Origin of the sequence: Amycolatopsis minnesotensis (genome assembly GCF_039529815.1) — a bacterium.
GTDB classification, from domain to species: Bacteria; Actinomycetota; Actinomycetes; order Mycobacteriales; family Pseudonocardiaceae; genus Amycolatopsis; species Amycolatopsis minnesotensis.
The window spans coordinates 1-20,413 of sequence record NZ_BAAANN010000072.1 but is presented as its reverse complement, the minus strand read 5'-3'; the positions used below and the strand labels follow the sequence as shown (position 1 = coordinate 20,413).

General features: G+C 65.0%; 29 protein-coding genes, 1 tRNA gene and 1 pseudogene. 29 read left to right on the top strand and 2 right to left on the bottom strand.

The annotated features are described in order from the left end of the window. Positions 1-108: 108 nt before the first annotated feature. The 18 genes from ABD256_RS42875 (at position 109) to ABD256_RS42790 (ending at position 9,595) form a co-directional block, all read left to right on the top strand. Positions 109-261, top strand: coding sequence for a hypothetical protein (locus tag ABD256_RS42875; RefSeq protein WP_344431941.1), 153 nt, complete (start codon positions 109-111; stop codon positions 259-261). Positions 262-352: 91 nt separating this feature from the next. After that, complete coding sequence (locus tag ABD256_RS42870) at positions 353-607, top strand: hypothetical protein (protein WP_344431939.1); 255 nt, start codon at positions 353-355, stop codon at positions 605-607. A gap of 2 nt (positions 608-609) precedes the next feature. Beyond that, positions 610-840: a hypothetical protein gene (locus ABD256_RS42865; RefSeq protein ID WP_344431937.1), complete on the top strand. Its 231-nt coding sequence runs from the start codon at positions 610-612 to the stop codon at positions 838-840. A gap of 120 nt (positions 841-960) precedes the next feature. Next, the gene (locus tag ABD256_RS42860) at positions 961-1,131 is read left to right on the top strand and encodes a hypothetical protein (protein WP_344431935.1); all 171 of its coding nucleotides are present in this window, start codon (positions 961-963) and stop codon (positions 1,129-1,131) included. Positions 1,132-1,221: 90 nt separating this feature from the next. Further along, on the top strand, positions 1,222-1,461 hold the full coding sequence (locus ABD256_RS42855; RefSeq protein WP_344431933.1) for a hypothetical protein: 240 nt from the start codon (positions 1,222-1,224) through the stop codon (positions 1,459-1,461). A 72-nt stretch (positions 1,462-1,533) separates the two neighbouring features. Further along, positions 1,534-1,782: a hypothetical protein gene (locus tag ABD256_RS42850; RefSeq protein ID WP_344431931.1), complete on the top strand. Its 249-nt coding sequence runs from the start codon at positions 1,534-1,536 to the stop codon at positions 1,780-1,782. A gap of 8 nt (positions 1,783-1,790) precedes the next feature. Beyond that, positions 1,791-2,021: a hypothetical protein gene (locus tag ABD256_RS42845; RefSeq protein ID WP_344431929.1), complete on the top strand. Its 231-nt coding sequence runs from the start codon at positions 1,791-1,793 to the stop codon at positions 2,019-2,021. Positions 2,022-2,061: 40 nt separating this feature from the next. Next, positions 2,062-2,325 (top strand): hypothetical protein, encoded by a 264-nt coding sequence (locus tag ABD256_RS42840; protein ID WP_344431927.1) that lies wholly within the window; start codon positions 2,062-2,064, stop codon positions 2,323-2,325. Between the two features lie 5 nt (positions 2,326-2,330). Continuing rightward, entirely contained in the window at positions 2,331-2,513 is a 183-nt protein-coding gene (locus ABD256_RS42835) for a hypothetical protein (protein ID WP_344431945.1), read from the top strand. Between the two features lie 424 nt (positions 2,514-2,937). Further along, complete coding sequence (locus tag ABD256_RS42830) at positions 2,938-3,984, top strand: FtsK/SpoIIIE domain-containing protein (protein ID WP_344431925.1); 1,047 nt, start codon at positions 2,938-2,940, stop codon at positions 3,982-3,984. After that, positions 3,984-4,220, top strand: coding sequence for a hypothetical protein (locus ABD256_RS42825; protein WP_344431923.1), 237 nt, complete (start codon positions 3,984-3,986; stop codon positions 4,218-4,220). Before ABD256_RS42830 ends, ABD256_RS42825 begins: the two co-directional genes overlap by 1 nt. 6 nt (positions 4,221-4,226) lie before the next feature. After that, positions 4,227-4,460 carry a hypothetical protein gene (locus tag ABD256_RS42820; RefSeq protein WP_344431921.1) on the top strand — a complete coding sequence of 78 codons (234 nt, stop codon included), beginning with the start codon at positions 4,227-4,229 and terminating at the stop codon, positions 4,458-4,460. Next, positions 4,460-4,705 (top strand): hypothetical protein, encoded by a 246-nt coding sequence (locus tag ABD256_RS42815; RefSeq protein ID WP_344431919.1) that lies wholly within the window; start codon positions 4,460-4,462, stop codon positions 4,703-4,705. Before ABD256_RS42820 ends, ABD256_RS42815 begins: the two co-directional genes overlap by 1 nt. A 42-nt stretch (positions 4,706-4,747) precedes the next feature. Beyond that, positions 4,748-5,380, top strand: coding sequence for a DUF2637 domain-containing protein (locus ABD256_RS42810; RefSeq protein WP_344431917.1), 633 nt, complete (start codon positions 4,748-4,750; stop codon positions 5,378-5,380). A gap of 99 nt (positions 5,381-5,479) precedes the next feature. Next, entirely contained in the window at positions 5,480-6,820 is a 1,341-nt protein-coding gene (locus tag ABD256_RS42805) for a replication initiator (protein WP_344431915.1), read from the top strand. After that, on the top strand, positions 6,817-7,056 hold the full coding sequence (locus ABD256_RS42800; RefSeq protein ID WP_344431913.1) for a helix-turn-helix domain-containing protein: 240 nt from the start codon (positions 6,817-6,819) through the stop codon (positions 7,054-7,056). Before ABD256_RS42805 ends, ABD256_RS42800 begins: the two co-directional genes overlap by 4 nt. Beyond that, positions 7,046-8,239 carry a tyrosine-type recombinase/integrase gene (locus ABD256_RS42795; RefSeq protein WP_486303473.1) on the top strand — a complete coding sequence of 398 codons (1,194 nt, stop codon included), beginning with the start codon at positions 7,046-7,048 and terminating at the stop codon, positions 8,237-8,239. Before ABD256_RS42800 ends, ABD256_RS42795 begins: the two co-directional genes overlap by 11 nt. Positions 8,240-9,211: 972 nt before the next feature. Further along, entirely contained in the window at positions 9,212-9,595 is a 384-nt protein-coding gene (locus tag ABD256_RS42790) for an SCO5389 family protein (protein WP_344431909.1), read from the top strand. A 61-nt stretch (positions 9,596-9,656) separates the two neighbouring features. Here ABD256_RS42790 and ABD256_RS42785 read toward each other — a convergent pair whose 3' ends face one another. Then, positions 9,657-10,394 carry a GntR family transcriptional regulator gene (locus tag ABD256_RS42785; RefSeq protein WP_344431944.1) on the bottom strand — a complete coding sequence of 246 codons (738 nt, stop codon included), beginning with the start codon at positions 10,392-10,394 and terminating at the stop codon, positions 9,657-9,659. Between the two features lie 143 nt (positions 10,395-10,537). Between ABD256_RS42785 and ABD256_RS42780 the strand changes: the two genes are divergently transcribed. From ABD256_RS42780 to ABD256_RS42740, 9 genes and pseudogenes are all read left to right on the top strand, one after another. Further along, a complete protein-coding gene (locus ABD256_RS42780) occupies positions 10,538-11,002 on the top strand; it encodes a hypothetical protein (RefSeq protein WP_344431942.1) in 465 nt (154 codons plus the stop codon). Beyond that, positions 10,999-11,313, top strand: coding sequence for a hypothetical protein (locus ABD256_RS42775; protein ID WP_344431907.1), 315 nt, complete (start codon positions 10,999-11,001; stop codon positions 11,311-11,313). Before ABD256_RS42780 ends, ABD256_RS42775 begins: the two co-directional genes overlap by 4 nt. Positions 11,314-11,799: 486 nt before the next feature. Next, a complete protein-coding gene (locus ABD256_RS42770; RefSeq protein WP_344431905.1) occupies positions 11,800-12,081 on the top strand; it encodes a helix-turn-helix domain-containing protein in 282 nt (93 codons plus the stop codon). Positions 12,082-12,126: 45 nt separating this feature from the next. After that, complete coding sequence (locus tag ABD256_RS42765; protein ID WP_344431903.1) at positions 12,127-12,468, top strand: helix-turn-helix domain-containing protein; 342 nt, start codon at positions 12,127-12,129, stop codon at positions 12,466-12,468. 274 nt (positions 12,469-12,742) lie between these two features. Continuing rightward, positions 12,743-14,326 carry an FtsK/SpoIIIE domain-containing protein gene (locus ABD256_RS42760; protein WP_344431901.1) on the top strand — a complete coding sequence of 528 codons (1,584 nt, stop codon included), beginning with the start codon at positions 12,743-12,745 and terminating at the stop codon, positions 14,324-14,326. A gap of 11 nt (positions 14,327-14,337) precedes the next feature. Continuing rightward, positions 14,338-14,724 (top strand): hypothetical protein, encoded by a 387-nt coding sequence (locus ABD256_RS42755; RefSeq protein WP_344431898.1) that lies wholly within the window; start codon positions 14,338-14,340, stop codon positions 14,722-14,724. Beyond that, a pseudogene (locus tag ABD256_RS42750) lies at positions 14,724-16,433 on the top strand (replication initiator). Before ABD256_RS42755 ends, ABD256_RS42750 begins: the two are co-directional and overlap by 1 nt. Positions 16,434-16,450: 17 nt before the next feature. Further along, the gene (locus ABD256_RS42745; RefSeq protein ID WP_344431896.1) at positions 16,451-16,669 is read left to right on the top strand and encodes a helix-turn-helix domain-containing protein; all 219 of its coding nucleotides are present in this window, start codon (positions 16,451-16,453) and stop codon (positions 16,667-16,669) included. A gap of 1 nt (position 16,670) precedes the next feature. Next, positions 16,671-17,861, top strand: coding sequence for a tyrosine-type recombinase/integrase (locus tag ABD256_RS42740; protein WP_344431894.1), 1,191 nt, complete (start codon positions 16,671-16,673; stop codon positions 17,859-17,861). Positions 17,862-17,955: 94 nt separating this feature from the next. Here the strand turns inward: ABD256_RS42740 and ABD256_RS42735 are convergent. After that, positions 17,956-18,026, bottom strand: a tRNA-Gly gene (locus tag ABD256_RS42735). A 101-nt stretch (positions 18,027-18,127) separates the two neighbouring features. On the opposite strand from ABD256_RS42735, the gene ABD256_RS42730 reads away from it, so the two are divergent. Both ABD256_RS42730 and dcd read left to right on the top strand, forming a co-directional pair. After that, on the top strand, positions 18,128-19,342 hold the full coding sequence (locus ABD256_RS42730) for an oxygenase MpaB family protein (RefSeq protein ID WP_425546618.1): 1,215 nt from the start codon (positions 18,128-18,130) through the stop codon (positions 19,340-19,342). 22 nt (positions 19,343-19,364) lie between these two features. Beyond that, positions 19,365-19,946: a dCTP deaminase gene (dcd, locus tag ABD256_RS42725; protein WP_344431891.1), complete on the top strand. Its 582-nt coding sequence runs from the start codon at positions 19,365-19,367 to the stop codon at positions 19,944-19,946. Positions 19,947-20,413: the final 467 nt, after the last annotated feature.

Below are 20,413 nucleotides of genomic sequence, written 5' to 3'. Positions count from 1 at the left end.
TCGACTACCGAACACCCCACGAAACCCGCATAAGCTATCGTCAAGACCTCGCACTCGCGGCATAAAGCCCGGTGTCCGGTTTCCGGGGGCAACCTCAGGTTGACAGAAATGGTGCATCACTCGCTGCCGGTGATGGAAGGGCTCCGGGTCGGTTTTGCCCATTATGTCACCGCGATTTGCACGCATCTGATGTTGGCGGCACGGGACTTGACCAGCTTGATGGAACTGATGGCGGCGTTGCCCACGGACGATCCTGAGTGACGAGGGCCGTGGCAGCAGGCGAGTCGGCACCGTCGACACGACACCGAGTGACTGGACCACCGCTAGCGGTGGGTGGAGGAGGTGAGCAGTGGTGGGTGACGTGACTTCCGCAGAGTTGACCGATGTGCTCCAGCAGCTCGTGCAGACGCTACGGATCACGGAAGCGCGTACGGAGCTCTGTGTTTCCACGGTGTCTGAGATCGACGCCGAGCTTGGGCAGGCGTTGCGCACGGTGGTGGCGGATTTGCGGTTCGGATGTGTCAGCGTGGCGACACTGGCGGATTTCTACCACCGGGCGTTGCCGCCGCACCAGCGCAGTGCTCGCCCATGGCGAGGAAGGGAGTGATGATGGCGGTGTCGTCGGCAGCAGTACTGGACTATCTGTTCCCTACCGTTTCGGGAGTGCAAGCGATTGGTGAATTTCTGAAGCTTAAAGCCCCTTTTATCGGTGAGACCGATGTGATCATCGGGCGGATGGCTGATAACGCGGGGATTCAACTGCTGGATGTGGGGTTACGGATGAGGGCGGTGGCGTCGGCGTTGGAGACCGTGTGCTCTCGCCGCGGCGACGAGTCCTGACCTACGGAGGCAGCGGTGGCGGTGTGACGTGTGACGAGTGGTGACGAGGAGGTAGTTGCGGTGGGGAGTAGGGCGGCGATACGGGATTGTGTGGAGGTGCTGCACGGGTTGACTCGGATCGTGGGCGAGGTGTTCGCGCAGTTGCAGTACCTGGAGATTGTGTGGGCGCGCCTGGATATAGCAGAAATATCAGAGACCGCCGGGCGTGTGATGGAACTGGCGGTGACGCTGCGCATGGAATTGGAACGGCTTGCTGACCGATTAGACGAAGCCGCGGCGGTCGCCTCCTGATCGTGGACCGCGTCCGCCATGCCGTGCCACTGCTCGTACGGATGCAGCAGGCAGGAAGGTGATGTGAGTGGTGCAGGACAGGACAGTGCGGTGACGGGGCCAGCGACTCCAGCGCAGGTCGTCGACGAGTTGCAGCGGATCGTGCGGGTGCTGCACACGATGTCCACCGTGATGGAACGGTGCGTTCCGGTGGTGGCGTCGGTGCGGGAGGAACTGGCTGGGGTCACGAAGACCCACAGCGTGGACTTGCTGTTCTTGCAGGTTCGAATTGGCGGGTTGGTCGAGTTGTTCGAGGAAGCTCTCGGCGACAGCTCCCGCGACCCGCGCTAGGTCGAGGCTGTGCGCGCACGGGCACAGGGTTCTGGAGAACAAGCGGCTGGAGAAGGGAGGTGTGGATGACGGGTGGACACGGTCACGGTGGTGAAGGTGCTGGCGGCGTATCGGGAGATCGTCAACGTGCTGGGTGACATGTCGGAAAAGCTGGACTATTTCACGAAGACGGTGCAGCCGGTGGACGAGACACTGGGTGCGATGGCGACGTGCTATGCGATTGATGTGTGGTCGCTGGAACAGCGACTAGAAGCGTTGACGGACAGGGTGGCTGAGTTGATAAGAACGCAGTCGCAACGGACGTCACGAACGGGAGGGTAGGAGGGTCGATGGCCACACGGACGGCGTTGCTGGACATCTCAGAGGAGGTGTTGTCGATGTCGCGGCAGCTGCACAACGCGGGCGAGTTCGTGATCGGCTCCGCGCCGCTGCTGAAGGAGCTGAATGAGGTGTTCACCCAGCTCGCGGACGCCCACGGGGTGGGGATGCTGCTGATCCACGAGCAGTTAGCGACGATGGCGGGTGTGGTGGAGGAAACCGCCCGCGCCATGCCGGAATAGCCGTAACACAAAAACACACAGAATAGAGAGGAGTTGAGGGATGCAGATCGGGGTGTTGAACGAGCGGGCCCGCGGCCGCTACGGCGCGTTCGTGGGCGCGATGGATGGAGTGTTGGAGTCGCTGGACGAGGTGAACAAGATCATCGACCGCGTGAAGGACGATCATGCCACGGCGGGGTTCACCGTGGCGACTCGTGATGAGCTGATGGGATATAGCCGCCATGCGTTTGCTGACCTGGATCGGTTGCGCAGCACCGCGAAGAAGTATGAAGCAGAGTTGATGAGCAGGGAGTGGAGGTTGTGAAAGCCATGTCGTATCAGGTGGATCGGGTGATTGAGGAGTTGGATGCGGCGCTGCGTCTGTTGAAGGACACGATGCGGGGTATTCCGGCCCGTCGGCAGGGGTTTGTGGCCATCCATGACCGGATGGCGAAAAGTATGGCGGAGCTGACGGTGAACCTGTCGGACGCACGATCGGTGGTGGAGTCCTAAACCCCGGTTCGTGCTCGACAGTCGCCGGCCGACAGCATCCACCACGAGGGGTGTAGGGGCCGGTTTTTTCATGCCATGACCAGGAGAAAAGGAGGGCGGTGACACGAGGATGGGCACCTCGACACGGCGGAAGGGGGTGGAGGTTCGCGCGCTGTTGTGGGCGGGGCGGCATCCCGGTGTGCTGGCGACTCCGGCGGCGGTGACCGCAGCGGGTATCCAGTGCGGCTGGACATCAACCGGTGTCGCAGTGGGTAGTGCGGTTGCGGGGGTGGCGGGTTGGTATCGGGCACATCCGGCCAGTTATGACCGGTTCGCTGGCCCGGTGCTGCGGGCCTGGTCGCGTCGGTGGCGGGTGTATGTGGGGCCACGGTGGCATCGGGCGTTACGGGCGTGCGAACTGTCCAAAACAGACCGTAAAACCGGGGTGGAGTTGTTTCCCCGCATCATGAAGGTCCGCTCCTATTCCCCCACGATCGACACCCTGCATGTGCGGATCGTGGCTGGCCAACACGCCCGCCAGTTCGAAACGAAACTCCTCGAGCTAGCTGAGGCGTTGCGGGTGGAACGCATCGCGGTGGAGCGGATCAAACCCGGCGTGATCGGGTTGGTGCTGGAGCGACGGGAACCGTTCACCGAGGTCATTCCGGCCCCGGACCTGCCGTATGAGTCGGGGTCGGTGGATGTCAACGACCTGTATATCGGGGAAACCGAGTACGGCGAGGAGTGGCGGATCCCGATCAAGGGCAAACACATCTTCATCGCCGGCGCGACCGGGGCGGGAAAGAACTCGGTACCGATGTCCTTGCTACGTGGGCTGGCGCCGCTGATCCGCGACGGCCTGGTCCGGCTGTGGGTGTGCGACCCGAAACAGTTCGAGTTCTCGCTGCTGCGCGATATCTGTCACCGCTACGCCGACACCGAAAGCAGCTGCGCCGAGCTGATCACCGACTATGTCGCGGACATGCAGGCCACCCAGCGGGCGTTCGCTTCGGGTCAGCACCGTCGACTCACGGTGTCGCGGGAGACCCCACTGAACCTGCTGATCTTGGACGAGTTGGGTGCGCTATTGGCCTATGGCGATCCGATGGTGGCCCGCGAGCTGCGTCGGCAGTTGGCGTTGGTGGGTTCGCAGGGTCGTGCTACCGGGCACAGCATGATCGGTCTCGTCCAAGAACCCACCAAGGACACTGTCGCGATCAGGGATCTGTTCACGCTGCGGATCTGTTTGCGGCTCACCGCCGCGGCACATGTGGATGGGGTGTTGGGTGAGAACGCCCGACTCCGCGGTGCGCTGGCCGACGAGATCCCCGATATCCCGGAGACGGCGGGGATCGGCTATGTGGTGCGGCAACGCTCGCGGGTGCCGCTACGAGTCCGCGCGGCCTACGTCGATGACAGCGAGGTCGCGGAGCTGGTCGCGTTCGTCACCACCGGCTGGTCTCAGCCAAACCAGCAGCAGGCGGTGGCCTGATGTGGTGGCTCGGATTCCTGGTATGGCGGGCCTGGATCTATCTGAAGCTGACCGCACCTGCCGCGGTCGGGCTGTGGCTGATCTACCGCAGCACCGGGTTCTCCACCCTGTTTTGGGTGCTGGCCGTGTTCAGCCTCGGCACCGTGATCGGGCTGCGCTATGGCCTGCGGGATCTCGCCCGCCATGAACCACACAACACACGCTTCGGCAGCGACCGAAGCACAAGGAGGAGGTGACCAACCATGACCACTGATTTCGATCGTATCCAGTCTCTGGTGCAGGAGTACTGGCGCATCTGCGCCCAAGTACCTGAAGAGGCGGTGCTGCCCGTGCGCCTGCCGCATCCCCGCTTGGCGCAGCTGGCAGCCACTGTGGCCACAGAAATGGGTGACTGCGCCGCCCATTTCCGGTCGATGGCCGTGCTGTGGCGCGGGGAGTACCCAGGTGACGCCCCGGACGAGACAGGCGTGACGTAATGGACGCCGACGATCTCGCGCTGGGCGTCATCGTGGACCTGGTGGCCGAGTATCACCGTTTCGGTGTGCTCTTGGGCGAGTTGGTGCGCGACAACGCAGCAGTCGAGGATCGGGTACCGCTGTATCGACACCTGATAGCCACCTCGGCCGACCTCGCTCACCGCTTCGGAGAGGAAAGCGAACGCTACCGCCACCGCGCGGACAGTTGGCAGGCCGGACTGGACCGTATCTACCAGGAACTCTGACCGATGCCGACCACACCAGGATCCCGCAGTGTTCGCGGGCGGGTGAGCGGTCTGATTCGGATCGTGGTGACGGTCGCGTTGGGTGGGATCGGCGCGGCGGCGGGGTTCACCCACACCCACGACTGGGCCGCCCACCACGGTCAAACCGGCTGGCTCGCCTGGGCTGATGCCATTGTCATCGAAGGACTCGTGGTAGTCGCCGGATTCGAAGTCCACCGCGACCACCATCGTGGTGATCGACGGACCGTCACGTTCCCGCTGCTGGTGCTGGTCGTCGGGTTCGGGGTGCAGATGGCCGCGCAAGTCGCCCTCGCCGAGCGCAGTGTGCCCGGATGGCTGCTCGCGGCGATGCCCGCGCTGGGCTTCCTCATCGTCGTCAAACTCCTCATGCGCCGAACACCCGAACCCGTCCCCCTCCCCCCGGCCGCACCCGAATCCCACGAACCAGTGTCACGTCCGGCACCGGACGACACGACGACGGCGCAAACCACCAGCGTCGCCAGTCGGGTCAAGCTGCCACCAGCCATGGTCGTCAAGGCCGACGCCGCGGTACGCGAGGCCCAGGCCGAAGGCCGAGACGCCACCCCCGAGGACATCCGCCGCGCCGTGCGAGTACCAGATCCCTTGGCGCAACGCCTCCTCGACGCTCTCAGCGCCGACAACCGGCCACAGTAGACAGACAAAGGGCCCTGCGGTGTTCTGTACGGCGGTCACCCCTGCGCGGGTGACGATGCCGATTTCTGTGTGATCGCAACAAGATTAAGGCGGTGTTCTATGTGGACTCTCGAAGAACGTGTCATGAACCTCGTTCGCTCAACGCGCTACGAGCGGTGGCGAGCCAGAGTGTATGCGGTCGGCGGTTGTACTCGACCAATCCGGCTGCACGGCCTCACCCAGGTTCACCACGTCACGACAGGAGCGGTGCTGTATCGCTTCGGTGGGGAGGTGTTCACCCCCTGCGGTAACCGCCGGGAAACGGTGTGTCCGGCGTGCTCGGACCGTTACGCCGCGGACGCCTTCCACGTGGTGCGGGCGGGACTGGTCGGTGGGGACAAAGGCATCCCGGTCACGGTCAGCGCCCGACCGCGTGCGTTTGTCACCGTGACCGCACCCTCATTCGGACCGGTGCATTCCCAACCCGGTCGCTCCGCGCGGGGACGACGGATACCGTGCCGGTGCAGACAACACCATCACGACGCCGATCCCCGGCTCGGGTCACCACTAGATCCCGACAGCTACGACTACACCGGATCGGTGCTGTGGCAAGCACACGCCGGTGTGCTGTGGCAACGCTTCACCGTGCACCTGCGCCGCGAACTGGCGAAACACGCAGGGATCCGGGTCCGCGACTTCTCTCAGCACGCGCGCTTGTCCTATGGCAAGGTCGCGGAGTTCCAACGGCGCGGACTGGTGCATTTCCATGCGATCCTGCGCATCGACGGACGCGAAGGGCCCACAGATCCCCCGCCGTCCTGGGCCGATGACGACCTGCTCGACCGCGCGGTCCGCGCCGCAGCCGCCACCGTCGCGGTGACCACCACTCGCCCCGACGGCACCCCGCTGCTGTTGACGTGGGGCGATCAACTCGACATCCGGCGCATCCACCACCGTGGCGCAGCCGAGGTTGAGGACCCCAACGGGCAGATTAGCGAGCAACGCTTGGCCGCCTACATCGCCAAGTACGCCACCAAAGGCACCGGCGCCCGCGACACCCCCGACCGCCCGGTGCGCTCACCGCGACACATCGACCACCTCCACGTGTCCGATCATCACCGACACATGATTCACACCGCCTGGCAGCTAGGCGACCACCACAACTACGCACATCTGAACCTGCGTCGCTGGGCGCACATGTTGGGCTTTCGCGGCCATTTCCTGACCAAATCACGCCGCTACTCCACCACCTTCACTGCCATCCGCGGCGAACGCCGCACCTACCGCCTCGAGCAAACCCTCAACCGGATCGGCCTCGCCGAGCACGGCGACACCATCACCGTGATCAACGACTGGCGCTTTGTCAGCGCTGGCTACCGCGACGACGCCGAACACGAACTAGCTACAGCCATAGCACAACGCCTCTGTCAACAGAGGAGACAGAATAGGAGAAACGAATGACCACACAGGACAGTCAGTATCTGACCGTCGACGAAGCAGCGGAGTACCTCAACACCTCCCCTCGCTTCATCCGTCGACTCATTGCCGAACGGCGGATCACCTTCCATAAAGCGGGCGCTCTCGTACGCCTCAACACCAGCGACCTCGACCGGTTCATGCGAGAAGGTCGCGTCGAACCCGCGACCGGCGGCACCGAGTCTCCACACGACCGTGGGCAGGTGGACCATGTCGAATAGTCAAAGCCGCCGCGGGTTCGGCAATGTTCGCCAACGTAGCTCAGGCCGTTGGCAAGCGCGATATCCGGCACCGGACGGATCTCCCCAATACGCACCGGACACGTTCACGACACGGCGGGCCGCCGAACGCTGGCTCTCCGATGTCGAAACCCGGATGGCGCGCGGCGAGTGGGTTGATCCCGAACGGGCCAAAATCGAACTGAAAAAATATGCCACGCACTGGATCGTGCAACGCCCACGCTTAAGTCCGGCCACGGTGGCGCTGTACCAGTGGCTCTTGCGCAAGCACATCCTGCCCACTCTGGGCGGGGTCACCCTGGGCTGCCTGTCCGCGGCGCTGATTCGGAAGTGGCGCGCAGACCTACTCGCTGCTGGAGTGTCGGAATCCGTGGCGGCCAAGTGTTACCGGCTGCTACGGGCCATCTTGAACACGGCGGTCCACGAAGATGGCCTGCTCACACGGAACCCCTGCCGGGTGCCGGGTGCAGGCAAAGAACGTGCCCAGAAGCGACCGGTACTGACGGTGGCACAGGTCTTCGCCATCGCGGACCGGATGCCACCTCGATTTCGGGTCCTGGTGCTGCTGGCCGCGTTCTGCTCCCTACGGTGGGGCGAAGTCAGTGCCCTGCGTCGTTGCGATCTCACCGACGACGCCAGTGCGCTGACCGTGACCCAGACCCTGGTGCGCGTGCCGGGAATATCCGGCTTCGTCGTCGGTCCGCCCAAATCCGCAGCGGGGATGCGCACCGTGCCCATTCCGCAGGCCATCCGCGCCGACATCCTCGAGCACCTTGCCCTCTACGCTGACAGCGATCGAGAGGCATGGCTGTTCACCGGTGAACGCTCAGGTAACCCGCTGGCGAAGTCAAACTTCAACCAACGCACCGAATGGACCAAGGCCATGGCCAACCTGGGGCTGAACGGTGTCCACTTCCACGACCTACGCCACGCCGGGAACACCTGGGCGTCCAAAACCCCCGGCACCTCCACCAAGGACCTGATGGCGCGGATGGGACACGACGACCTGCGTGCCGCGCTGATCTACCAACACGACACCAGCGAAGTCGGTGAACGGGTCGCGCAACAGTTGTCTGATCTCATCCACGATCACCGCGCCAGCTCGTCTGATGTCAACGATGAAGACGATGACGGCCCGGCCGGATCATTGGTGCCAGCGACCTAATGGCCCACTAGTGGCCCAACGCCGCCGAAAAACTCAGGCCACCGTTGCTCACAGTCTACAAAGGACATCCGCTGACCTGGGGTTTTTGCTTTGGAGCGGATGACGGGAATCGAACCCGCGTATTCAGCTTGGGAACCAGGGTGATCATGCTCGAAAGTGCCCCTGACCTGCGGATGGCGTTCGCTCGGGGTGCCTGGGATTGACCTTGGTTGACCCCCTCGTATGGCCCGTTAATGGCCCACCGCATCCTTTCCCACCTGCGTCTTGTGCCTCTTCTCTCCGCTTCCCTCGCCCCCGCCGATCCCTAGCGCTGGGTCGGCCGTGTCAAGGCACGCTTTCCCGCCTTGATGCGGGCGGCCCAGCGTTAGACGCTGAGAAGCGAGGGACCACCGTGGTGACCACGGCGTCCTTCGTTCGGGTCTCTTGGCTGGGCTCTGACAACCGCTGTCGATACGGTCGGCGTGCGTGGCGCTCGGCTTGGGCGGGTCGTGAAGGGCTAGCAAGGCTGGGCGCCACGCGTGACGTGCTGAAGTCGGTATGGCGGCTGGGTCCCCCGCGGCGGCGCGCCTCGCAGTGCTGCGTGACGGCGGGCCTGCCCGGCGGCCGACGGCCGGAGCGGAGCGGGAGGTCGTCGTGTCGCACTCGGGCGGGCGCGCCGCACGCAAGGTGACGGGCGCGCCGCCGACGGCGGCGCCTTGATCCCATAGAGCCAAATTCGGCAGAGGTGCACGAGCCCAGTCGTCCACGTTGCGGCTCGGGGCACTCGGTCGCTAAGGTCGCTGGGGCGTGGCATCCGACTTCGCGGGGCTGTGAAGGGCCTACCGAGAGACCGGGTGCCACGCCTTTTTGCTGATATCTGGCGCAGTGGTCACGCGGAGTTCTGCACTGTCACACCTTCGGGCGGTCGCCATTCACCCGGGAAGCGCGTTAACTGGACGGTGGTCTGTTCGCCCCACGGAAGGAACGCTAGAAATGTCCTTGACAGTTCCGGAGGAATTGGTTCGCAAGGCACACGACGGCGCAATGACGGATGACGAGTTTCTCTCTTGCGTTCAATCCTCGCTGCCGTACGCGTGGTCCGTTGTTGAGGGGCTCGTAAAGCAAGTTCAGAGCGGAAGTGATGCCGTGGAGGATGGCACGGTACCGCCGGACGACAAGGCGTGGGGTGAGCTGCTTCGCTTTGCTGCCAGCGACTCCATGCGTGGCGCGGTTGAGCGCAAGTACGGGGTGAAGGTGGCGTTTCAAAACTGCTGCAAGACTGGAATGTTTACATCGAATGCAGAGAATGAATACAAGGAATTTGTTTCTCCGCGCTCGCAGATCCTCAACCAAAAGCCGGAGCTGCTTAACTGCTGACGCATAAACAGAGGGCCCGTCGCATTCATGGCGGCGGGCCCTTTTTCATGCTTTCATGCACTCATGGCAATGGGTCTACTGTTAACACGTATTCAAGTTCGAACCTATGCGCATCCAACAATATATCGGCAGTTTCAACGGGAATATCGTTTGAGTACGTGGTCCGCATGATGATCACTACGGGCGTTCCCTTTCGAAGCCTGAGGACTTCTGTTTCCGACGGACGGGGCATCCGTGACCGAAGCCGCTCGACCACCCGCGTCGGCCGCAGATCGATCGCAGTAAACCGGTCGACAAGACCAGCGGTCATAAGAGGTCCCTCTTCCGGGCGTTCAATGATGGTGCCCTTCGTGCGTTCCAGCGGCTCGTACGAGTGCGTGAGCATCGTCGGTTCGTCGTTAGCATATGACACGTAGTCGGTTCGCATGACGTCGGCGCCGACCGGGATCTTGAGTCGCGCAGCGATGTCGCCCCCGGCGCGGTCAGGGTAGGTCTCGTGGCCATAGCGAGGTATGCGATCTGCGGCGAACGCCTCCTCGGCGAAGGGGGCACCGGGGTTCGTCCGGTAGTGCTGCTCAGAGCGGCGTACAAGCGGCTGATACCGGCGAACGAAGGCACCAAGGCGCTTTGTCCGGTCAATCAGCCCCTCGTTTTCCAGGAGGTCAAGAGCTTCACGAGCGACGATCCGGGACACGTCGTACTGATCAGTCAGCGCCTCCTGAGAGGGCAGACGGTCGCCGGGCGCGAGGGCCCCGCTGACAATCTGCTCGCGTAGCGCATCCGCGATCCGCTCGTACATGTGCTCCACGTTCGTCTCCTGCCTGGTCGGGCCGTGCTTCCAGCATCCTAGTTGACTTGGCATGCCAAGTCTTGGTATACCTAGAAGGAGCTTGGCATACCAAGAAGTCAAGGACAAGGCACCAGATGGCTGAGAGGTTCAAGATGGCAATCGCGAAGGGCCACCGGTTCGAGATCGAGTTCGACGTTGCATTCCCGCATGGGTTGGTGCTGGTCGGTGAGGTCGCGCCGGACACTGAGTACCAGTCGAAGGAAGACAGGGCGTCCGGGCGACCGGTGCGGCAGCGGATCGACGAAACGACCGGAAAGCGGCAGTGGAAGGGCACGGTCACTGATCCGGGCGAGACCAATCCGAAGCGGGCTTCGTTCCCGATCACGCTGCTGGCTGATGTGCAGCCTGTTCCGACCACGGCGGAAGCCCTGCCCGGAATGCGACCGATCGAGCTGGAGGGTGTGACTGCGGAGCCGAAGGTCATGGGGCAAGGCGAGTACAAATACCAGGGGTTCGCCTTCCGTGCGACCGGGTTCAAGGCGGCGAAGTCGCCCGCCGCTACCGGGAAGTCGGCTCGTAGTGAGTCGACGAACGACACCGCAACCAAGGCGGCGTGATCATGTCTGGACGGTCACGGCCGCTGCGTGATCCCGCTGCGTTCCCCAAGCTCGTACGAACATGGGAGATCGCGTATCGAGAGTACGCGGATGCGTTGTCACGTCACGAAAGTGAGCCGGGCGGAAACCCTCGGCATGTCGCGGATGCCGCGCTACGGGTCGCGCGGGCTTGGCACGATCTATCGCAGGAACGCCTGCCGTGGTGGTGCGTTGCGGCGGTAGAAAAATCGGTGGAGTCCTTCTCTGAAATCGCTGACAAATGGATGGAAAAAGCGCGAAATGCTGCCGCCATTGAAGTTGGCAGTTTGTGAGGTCGGCGCAGTGACAGGCAAGGTGATCCCGATGGATAATGAACGTGCTTGGTATGACCGAGTTATGGCATGGCAGCACGCTTATCAGGAGTACGCGCAAGCCTGGCAGGAAATGAACGTGGAACCTCGCAGTGATGCGACTATCCGCCGGTTCATCGCAGTATCCCGTGAGGTGGCCCATGCGTGGCGCCAACTGGCCCGCGCGGATCGAACCGCATCATGGTGGATCTTGGCTGCTGGCGAGTCGTCTGCGGCTGCTTTCGATGACCAGGCGCGCTTATGGGAGGCGGAAGAATCGAATGATCCCGTTTTCGTGGGCATGGCGTGGTTCGGGGATGGCCTAGACCCCCGTCCGGCTCCGATTCAGCGGCTTAGCGGTCCCGCTCGGCGCGGCCCTGGCGGCGACCACCGTCGTACGGGTGGGAATCGGGGTGAGCTGTGATGTCAGTCGCGGGGGATTCGGCTCATTGCTTGGCGTGCGGGGAGATGTACAAGTTCATCACCTACGACAAGGTCACGGTGTCGTTCGGGGACCGGCTGCGGCGGATGCGGAAGAAGCTGAAGCTGCGGCAGTGGGAAGTTGCTGAGCGGGCGGGCTTGTCGCGGGACTACATCAGCGTGCTGGAGCTGAGCGACACGCAGCAATTGAAGATCTCGACACTGGCCGCTCTCGCGGGCGCACTGGAGGTATCGGCCCGTCACCTCGTCCTGTTGGCGCTGGAGGACTACTTGCACGTTCAGGCGCAAAAACAGGAAGCGGGGGTGTGAGTCGTGACTGTGATGCGACCTGATCCGTACTCGCTGGGATCGCTGGTGCTGTCGACGGACTGTCACGGCTGCGCCGAACTGTTCGAGTTCGAGCAAAACCCTAAGGCGCGGTTCGGGGATCGACTGCGGTCGATCCGGAAAAACAGCGGTCTGAGCGTGGCCGAGGTGTCCGAACGGTCCGGCTACTCCGAGGACAGTGTGACGGTCCTGGAGTCCGTGGCCGTGCCACCGGTGGATCTGGTGTCGCTGGTACGGCTGGCGGACGCGTTAGAAGTGCACCGCAAAGACGTGGTGCTGCTCGCGCTCGGCCGGTTGATCGCCGACTTCCCGCCACTGGTCCGGCGGCCCGCGTCGGGTGAGTTTCCCCCGGAAAGGCTGTGGTGGTGACCGAGGACAGTACGACAAGTTAACACGAGAACAGAAAAGCACGTGACGGCGTGCGCTACACAAACACGCCCTGATGCGTCCAAAAATGATCTTATAAACACAGAAGCGGTTCCATGGCTACCAACCTTTTCACCGCTTCTGTGCCCGTCCACTGGAAGTGAACAATGGCAACCATAAACGACAGTAAACAACCGGCGCTAGGCGGGGTCACCCGAATGCCCGCCGTTTTCGGTAAGCGGTTCCCGCTGCCGCTCGTGTTCGGCGGGGGTGCGCGATGAACCTGCACTCTCCTGGTACCTGGATCGTCGTCCTGGCCGTGCTCGCGGTGACGGTGTGGGTCCTGCACAAGATCGGCAAAGCGCTCGCGGGCGTGCTGGAGGCGTTGGCCGCGCTGTTCGTGGTCTGGCTCGCGCTGATGGCGGCGGTGCGGGCGGTGGTGTGGCTGGGCCGCCAGCTCGTGACCCGCTGGCGAACCACGCTCGCCCTGCTGCTCGGGTGGGCCTGGTGCTCCTTCTTGGGTTGGGTTTCGCTGGTGGTCACCGCGGCTTGTGTGGTGTTTCCGCTGGTGGTGTGGCGTGCTGTCGCGCCGGTGCGGTTCGACCACTGGTGTGGCCGTCATCTGCGGGCCTGGTGGCTGCGGTGGACGCTCTACGGCCGCAAACTCCCCGCATGGCTCCGGGCCTGCGGTCTCACGGTCGCCGATGAGTCGACGCCGGTTCAGGTCACGGTGAACCTGGTCGGCCGTCGTCGACGCGCGCTCACCTCGCGTTCGGCGGGGTCGTCGCCTGAGGTGGCGGTGCCTCGGATCGTCGGTGTCCGCTCGGGCGCCTCGTGGGATGAGGTCCGGGTCGAACTCGTCCCCGGCCAGACCCCGGAGGATGTGGACGAGGCGGCGCGGGCGTTGGCGTCGGCGCGGAAGGTGTCGCGCTGCCAGGTCCGGGAGCTGGCCCCCAATGTGGTCTCCATCGATTTTCAGCGCCGAGACCTGCTGGCCTCCCCGGTGGCCTGCCGGGCGCTCCCCGATCTTGGTGGGTCGCAGTCGCATGGGGTGGATCTGCGGCGGGTGTGGGCTGGGCGCACGGAGTACGGCGCGGACTGGACGGTGCCGCTGATGGGGCCTGGTGCTCACCTGCTCGTCGCGGGTGCGTCGGGGTCGGGGAAGAACTCGCTCATGTGGTCCCCGCTCGTGTCGGCCGCGCCTGCGATCCGGGCGGGGGTCATCCGGCTCTCCGGTATCGACCCGAAGGGCATGGAGCTGTCGTACGGGCGCCGGATCTTCGCCCGCTACGGCGCGACCGGGAAGGAAGCCCTCGACGTCCTCGACGACCTGATGGACGTCATGGAAGACCGGAAGCGCGAGTTCGCCGGAAGGTTGCGGACGGTGCCGATCTCCACCGAACACCCCCTGGAAGTCCTGGAGTTCGACGAGATCGGCGCCCTGACGAAGTACACCGATCGCAAGACTCGTGAGGCCATTGTGGAACGGGTCGCACTGCTCAACACCCAAGGCCGCGCCCTGGGCATGACGGTGCGCGGGTATGTGCAGGAGCCGACGAAGGACACGGTTCCGGTTAGGGAGTTGTTCACCCGGCGGGCGTGCTTGCAGGTGACGGCGAAGAACCAGATCGGCATGGTCCTCGGCGACGGCGCCTACGAACGGGGCGCGTGGGCGAACCGCATCACCGATCCCGGTGTCGGCTACGTCTGGGGCGAAGGACTCCGCGAACCCCTGCGCATTCGCGCGGGCTGGACCTCCGACAACACCGTCAAAGCCCTGGAGAACTACGTAACCAACGGCGGCACACACGTCGTGGATCTGGCTGTGCGCAACGAAAACACCGGCGGGAGGGCTGCGTGATGGACCCTGTCATGACCTATTTGGACAACATCCGCGATCACCTCGACGTGCACCTTCTTCCCCCAGCATGGTCAGTCGTTGCGGAGGCGAAGGGCATCGGGAACCGTCCCCCGGTGACCGTGCACGTGGACCCTTCGTCGCTGCCGGAGTTGGCCGAAACGCTGCTGGCGTGGGCGAAAACTCTCGATGACGTGTCAGCCGAGCTGTGGCGCGTTCCCAGCGGCGAGTCCGTGCACCTGGACATCATCGGCCGGATGGCTTCCGGTGTCAGGGTTCGCGTATTCGGTGGAACGGACTTCGACGAGACCATTTTTCCGGACCTGCCGGTCAATCAGCGGCAAGAGATGCCGGTGTTCGCGCTGCGGGCCTGGATCGACCATGGGGAGGTGGCTGCCTGATGACCCCAAACCCACGAGAGAGCGCTACGCCCAGCAGGCAGCCGGCGGCGGGCTCGGCGGCTTCGGTTCCGGATGCTGGGTCGGTGCCCGCTGCCGTCTGCCGGACCCCGCGCGCCCCACTGACCGCTGACGTGGTGAAAGCAACGGCGGAGAAGCACGGGGTGTGCACCCGGCCGTTCACGATGGAAGTCGCCGACAACACCACCGGAGAGCTGCGGTTCGTGCCGGTGCCGTGCGGGTCGACGGTGGAATCGGTGTGCCTGCCCTGCGCCCGCAAAGCCAAAGCTCTGCGGCAGCAGCAATGCCGGGAAGGCTGGCACCGCGACACCGAACCGGAAACCGCGCCTGCCGAGGCGCCTTCGGAAGCGCATACGGAGCTGCTGGAGTTCCGGGCCGATCTCGTGGCCCGCTTCCGCGAACTGACCGGCGCGGAGCAGCTCGACGGTGAGGGCCAGGCGTAGGCCGACGAGATCCGGGAAGAGGTCGCGACGGTCGATGCGGAGCTTCGGCAACTCGGCTTGCGCGGTCGCCTGCCGTCACTGGATGCCCCTGCGCGTCGGGCGGTGAAGCGGTCGACGAAACGGCGGCAGGACGCGCCGAACCTGCCCCGGCGCAAGGTCACCAAGACCACGGTGGGCCGCGAGTACGCGGGACGGTTCCGGCCGTCCATGTTCGTCACGCTGACCTGCGACTCCTACGGGCCGGTCCGCGGTGACGGATCACCCGTGAATCCGGCTGCCTATGACTATCGGCGGGCTGCTCGCGACGCGGTGCACTTCTCCGCGCTGATCGACCGGTGGTGGCAGAACCTGCGCCGGGTCGTCGGCTGGGATGTGCAGTACTTCGCCACCGTGGAACCCCAGAAGCGGACCGCTCCACACCTGCACGCGGCCGTGCGGGGTGCCATCTCGCACGACACGATCCGGATGGTCACCGACGCCACCTACCACCAGGTCTGGTGGCCCAACCACGATGAAATCGTCTACACCGACCGGCTGCCGGTGTGGGATATGCGCAGCAAGTCCTTTGTAGACCCCGAAACCGAGGACGCGTTGACCGACTGGGACGACGCGATAGAAGCTGTGGAGACCCCGGCGCATGTGGTGACCTTCGGCCGTCAGGTGCACTCGAAGGGCATCCTCGGCGGTACCGAGGAATCCGGGCGGCACATCGGCTACCTGACGAAGTACCTCACGAAGTCCACGGGTGAGGTTGTGGTGGCCGACTCGGCGCGGCTGGCCGATCATCACGACCGGTTGCACGCGGCGCTGTCGGTCACGCCGTGTTCGCCTCGGTGCGGAGTCTGGCTGCTCTACGGCATCCAACCCAAAGGCGCGACGGCGAGAACCACGCCGGGGCACTGCAAAGGGCGGGCTCATCGGCGCGCCACGCTCGGTCTGCCTGGTCGGCGGGTCCTGGTATCGCGGAAGTGGTCCGGCAAGACGCTCGGGGACCACAAGGCCGATCGCAAGGCGTTCGTCACGCGGGCACTGGCCGAGATCGGGATCGAGAAACCGCAACCCGATCCGGCGCGGCTGTCCTGGCGCAAGGTCGAGTCCAACGACCCGAACCTCCCACCCCGCGACCACCTGATCATGCACGCGATCGCCGAACGGATCACCTGGCGGGCCGAATACGACCGGGCAATGTTGGCCGCGCAAGGGCCACCCGGTGACACCGAAACTTCGGCAATTCCGGAAGCGGCGTAAGAACTGGGAGGCGAATCGTGCACAAGAACTACCTGACAGTCCAAGAAGCGGGCGAGTACCTGAACACGGGCGTCCGGTTCGTGCGTCGGCTCATCGCCGAACGACGTATCGCGTTTCACAAGGTCGGCGTACACGTCCGCTTGGCCGTCACCGATCTGGACGCGTTCATCCAGGCCGGTCGAGTCGAGCCGATCACTCAGGCGTCGGTGCTCCGCGATCTCGGAAGGGCGGCCTGAGATGGCGAACAAGCAAGGGCACCGCGGCTTCGGCAACGTCCGCCAGCGGGCATCCGGGAAGTGGCAGGCGCGCTATCCAGGGCCGGACGGCCAGATTCGTAGCGCTCCCAACATGTTCGACAGCAAGCGCGCGGCCGAACGATGGTTGTCGTTGACTGAAACGCAGATCATGAAAGGCGAGTGGATCGACCCTGAACGGGCGAAGGTCACGCTCGGGCACTATGCGGGCCAGTGGATCACACAGCGGCCCGGCCTGCGCCCGCGCACAGTCGAGCTGTACCGGTGGCTTCTGCGCAAGCACATCGAAGCGGACCTTAGTGGTGTCGAGCTGGGCAAGCTGTCGACGGCGGTTGTCCGGCAATGGCGCGCGGATCGGCTGGCGGCCGGAGTGTCGGAGTCGGTCACGGCCAAGGCGTACCGGCTGTTGCGCGCGATCCTGAACACGGCGGTGGATGAGGACAAGATCCTTCAGCGCAACCCCTGCCGTGTCCGCGGGGCCGACCGGGAGAACGCGGAGGAGCGGCCGGTCCTGACCGTGGCCCAGGTGTTCGACCTGGCGGGCAGGATGCCGGAGCGGTTCCGGGTGCTCGTGCTGCTGGCCGCGTTCGGTTCGCTTCGGTGGGGTGAGGTGTCCGCGCTCCGGCGGTGTGATGTCGCTGACGATGGGAGCTGGGTTCGGGTCTCACGGGCGCTTGTCGAGGTTCCGGGCCGTGGCTTGGTCATCGGCCCGCCGAAGTCGCGTGCGGGGGTCCGGACGTTGATCATTCCGGCGGCGATCCGGCGTGACGTGGTGAAGCACCTTGAGGCTTTCGTCAAGCCGGAGCAGACGGCGTTGCTGTTCACGGGTGAGCGCGCGGGTAACGCGGTGCGGCGACCCAACTTCAGCCAGCGAACGAAGTGGACCGAGGTCGTGGCGAAGATGGGGCTCAAGGGCCTGCACTTCCACGATCTCCGGCACGCCGGGAACATCTGGGCATCCAAGGCGGGCACTTCGACCAAGGACCTGATGTCACGCATGGGGCATGACGACATGCGGGCGGCGCTGATCTACCAGCGGGCGACCAGCGACGCGGACAAGCAGATCGCCGCGAAGCTGTCCGATCTCGTCGACAAGCACCGCAACGGCGCGGCTGCGGACGAGGATGACGAGCCGGACGACGGTGGGAGTGCTCAACCCGTGCCGGTCGGCTAATGGCCCGCTAATGGCCCAGCCGGAGAATCAATTGCCCAAGACGAAAGCCCCAGGTCTAAAGTGGACATCCACTGACCTGGGGCTTTCGTGTGAGAGCGGATGACGGGAATCGAACCCGCGTATTCAGCTTGGGAAGCTGATGTTCTACCATTGAACTACATCCGCAGTGCGTCGTCAGCATACACAACCCAGCCGAAGCCTCGCACGCGAGCCCCTTGACGCCTTCGCCGCAACTGACAACACTTGTTGTCGAGGTGAGTGTGATGATCGACGGCCGGTTGCCCGATCCCGAGTTGTTCCGCCAGGGCGGGTTCTGGCTGGCGGCCAAGCTGCTGCCGGGTGACATTCGCGGCGACGAGCGGCAGGTCCGGCGGTTGCGGCGGTTCGCCGGCGCTGAGGATCCCCGTGCGGACGCGGTGGTGGCGATGATCGGCCGCCTGCCGAAGGGCGAGGGGCGGAAGCTGTTCGAGTACGCGCTCGAACGCGGGATCGAGCAGGTCGAGGATCCGCCGGAGGCGCTTGCCGCCTTCTTCCACGACGTGGAGGCCACGCCGTACTGGGTCGATCGGGAACGGCTGGACCGCGGGGCGCGCGCGATCACGCGGACCGGGCTGCTCGGGTTGTTCCCGCTCGGCGACATGTCGCTGATGGGCGGGTACCTGGCGTCGCGGGCGACGAAGGCGCTGGTCGGCACCGGGGAGATCGAGTACAACGCGAGCCGTCGGCTGGTCGAGACGGCGACGTGGTGGATCGACGTGACCACGCCGGGCAAGCTGCGGCACGGCGAGCGCGGGTACGCCTCGGCGTTGCGGGTGCGGCTCGTGCACGCCCACGTGCGCGCGGCGATGAACGGCCGCGCGGACTGGGACTACGCGAAGTGGGACCGGCCGGTGAACCAGGTGCAGACCACCGGCACGCTCCTGCTCTTCTCGCTGGTCTTCGTGTTCGGCACGCAACTGCTCGGGGTGCGCTACACCGAGCGCGAGCGCGGCGACATCCTGCACCTCTGGCGCTACGTCGGCTGGTTGATGGGCGTCGACGAGGAGTTGCTCCCGGCGAACGAGGACGACGCCTGGCGCATGCTGTGGCTGCTCGCGAGCACGGAGTTCATCCCCGACGAGGATTCGAAACGCCTCGCGAAGGCGCTCTTGGACGCCCACGCGCAGATCGGGCACGGCCGCGGCGCGGTCGGGAAGGTCCTGTCCCACGTTTCGGTGCGGGTGCACTCCTCGATCAGCCGCATGGTGCTCGGCAAGACGAACGCCGACTTCCTCGAACTGCCGAACGACCCGGTGGCCCAGAGCGCGGTACTCGTGGCGGCCGCGGTGAACTTCGCCGCCGAGACCGTCCGCCCGCTCATCCCCGGAGCCACGGCGCTCCAGGAGCGGATCGGGCGCGCGGGCCGTCGCGCATACCTGCGCAGGCTCGGCGGGATCTTCGCGCCCGACCGCAGCTACGCCCAGCACATGCGCGCCGCCTGAACTGCCCCGTTAGGCTGACCACGTGCTGCTCAGTGACCGCGACCTCCGCGCCCAACTCGACGCCGGAAGCCTCGGGGTCGAGCCGTTCGACCCGGCGATGCTGCAACCGTCGAGCATCGATGTCCGGCTCGACCGTTTCTTCCGCGTCTTCGACAACACCAAGTACACCCACATCGATCCGAAGCTCCAGCAGGACGAGCTGACCTCGATGGTGGAGAAGGAGGGCGAAGACCCCTTCGTGCTGCACCCCGGCGAGTTCGTCCTCGGCTCCACCTACGAGCTGGTGACGCTGCCCGACGACCTCGCCGGCCGCCTCGAGGGCAAGTCCTCGCTCGGCCGCCTCGGCCTGCTGACGCATTCCACCGCCGGGTTCATCGATCCCGGGTTCTCCGGGCACATCACGCTCGAACTGTCCAATGTGGCCAATCTGCCGATCACGTTGTGGCCCGGCATGAAGATCGGGCAGCTCTGCCTGTTCCGGCTCACCAGTGCGGCCGAGTTCCCGTACGGCTCATCCCAAGCGGGCTCTCGCTACCAGGGACAGCGGGGCCCGACCCCGAGCCGCGCCTACCAGAACTTCCACCGCGTGGACACCCGCCGCTGACCGCGCACCCGGAAATTGAGGCTCGGGGACCTGGGCGCCCCGAAGGCACAGTGATGTGTGCGCGTCGGATCCCGGTGAGATGGGTGTCGGAAGCACGGAGCCGCCCGGGGCCGTCCGGGACTCGGTCCCTGAAGGCGTCCTTCGGGGAATCTGACGCCGCGAACTCGGCTCTCATTGCGCGGGGGGTGGTGCTGCTGATGCCCCGAAGGTGCCCTTTGCGGCGTCTGGTTCCCTCAAGGGCGCTTTCGGGGCATGCGTCCTGGAGCCAGGGCAGGTTCGCGAAGGCCACGTTCCCGTCGACGTAGGCCGCCCCCCTGTAGGGATTGAGCGTGGGTGCGAGATGGAGGCGCGGGTGGCGAAAATCCCAGCACATGCCCTGAAGGCGTCTTGGGTTCATGGGGTCGTTGCAACACCGGTTGTGATCGGAGGTTGTGATGGTGGTTCGGGCGCGGTTGCCGCGTGGTGTG

Bases quoted from the DNA above. Each gene is read 5' to 3' on its own strand.
- ABD256_RS42865 (WP_344431937.1), top strand. From the start codon at position 610: ATGGCGGTGTCGTCGGCAGCAGTACTGGACTATCTGTTCCCTACCGTT.
- ABD256_RS42770 (WP_344431905.1), top strand. From the start codon at position 11,800: ATGTACAAGTTCATCACCTACGACAAGGTCACGGTGTCGTTCGGGGAC.
- ABD256_RS42815 (WP_344431919.1), top strand. From the start codon at position 4,460: ATGGACGCCGACGATCTCGCGCTGGGCGTCATCGTGGACCTGGTGGCC.
- ABD256_RS42820 (WP_344431921.1), top strand. From the start codon at position 4,227: ATGACCACTGATTTCGATCGTATCCAGTCTCTGGTGCAGGAGTACTGG.
- ABD256_RS42845 (WP_344431929.1), top strand. From the start codon at position 1,791: ATGGCCACACGGACGGCGTTGCTGGACATCTCAGAGGAGGTGTTGTCG.
- ABD256_RS42760 (WP_344431901.1), top strand. From the start codon at position 12,743: ATGAACCTGCACTCTCCTGGTACCTGGATCGTCGTCCTGGCCGTGCTC.
- ABD256_RS42780 (WP_344431942.1), top strand. From the start codon at position 10,538: ATGGCAATCGCGAAGGGCCACCGGTTCGAGATCGAGTTCGACGTTGCA.
- ABD256_RS42740 (WP_344431894.1), top strand. From the start codon at position 16,671: ATGGCGAACAAGCAAGGGCACCGCGGCTTCGGCAACGTCCGCCAGCGG.
- ABD256_RS42835 (WP_344431945.1), top strand. From the start codon at position 2,331: ATGTCGTATCAGGTGGATCGGGTGATTGAGGAGTTGGATGCGGCGCTG.
- ABD256_RS42825 (WP_344431923.1), top strand. From the start codon at position 3,984: ATGTGGTGGCTCGGATTCCTGGTATGGCGGGCCTGGATCTATCTGAAG.
- ABD256_RS42795 (WP_486303473.1), top strand. From the start codon at position 7,046: ATGTCGAATAGTCAAAGCCGCCGCGGGTTCGGCAATGTTCGCCAACGT.
- ABD256_RS42755 (WP_344431898.1), top strand. From the start codon at position 14,338: ATGACCTATTTGGACAACATCCGCGATCACCTCGACGTGCACCTTCTT.
- ABD256_RS42790 (WP_344431909.1), top strand. From the start codon at position 9,212: ATGTCCTTGACAGTTCCGGAGGAATTGGTTCGCAAGGCACACGACGGC.
- ABD256_RS42875 (WP_344431941.1), top strand. From the start codon at position 109: ATGGTGCATCACTCGCTGCCGGTGATGGAAGGGCTCCGGGTCGGTTTT.
- ABD256_RS42840 (WP_344431927.1), top strand. From the start codon at position 2,062: ATGCAGATCGGGGTGTTGAACGAGCGGGCCCGCGGCCGCTACGGCGCG.
- ABD256_RS42800 (WP_344431913.1), top strand. From the start codon at position 6,817: ATGACCACACAGGACAGTCAGTATCTGACCGTCGACGAAGCAGCGGAG.
- ABD256_RS42805 (WP_344431915.1), top strand. From the start codon at position 5,480: ATGTGGACTCTCGAAGAACGTGTCATGAACCTCGTTCGCTCAACGCGC.
- ABD256_RS42785 (WP_344431944.1), bottom strand. From the start codon at position 10,394: ATGTACGAGCGGATCGCGGATGCGCTACGCGAGCAGATTGTCAGCGGG.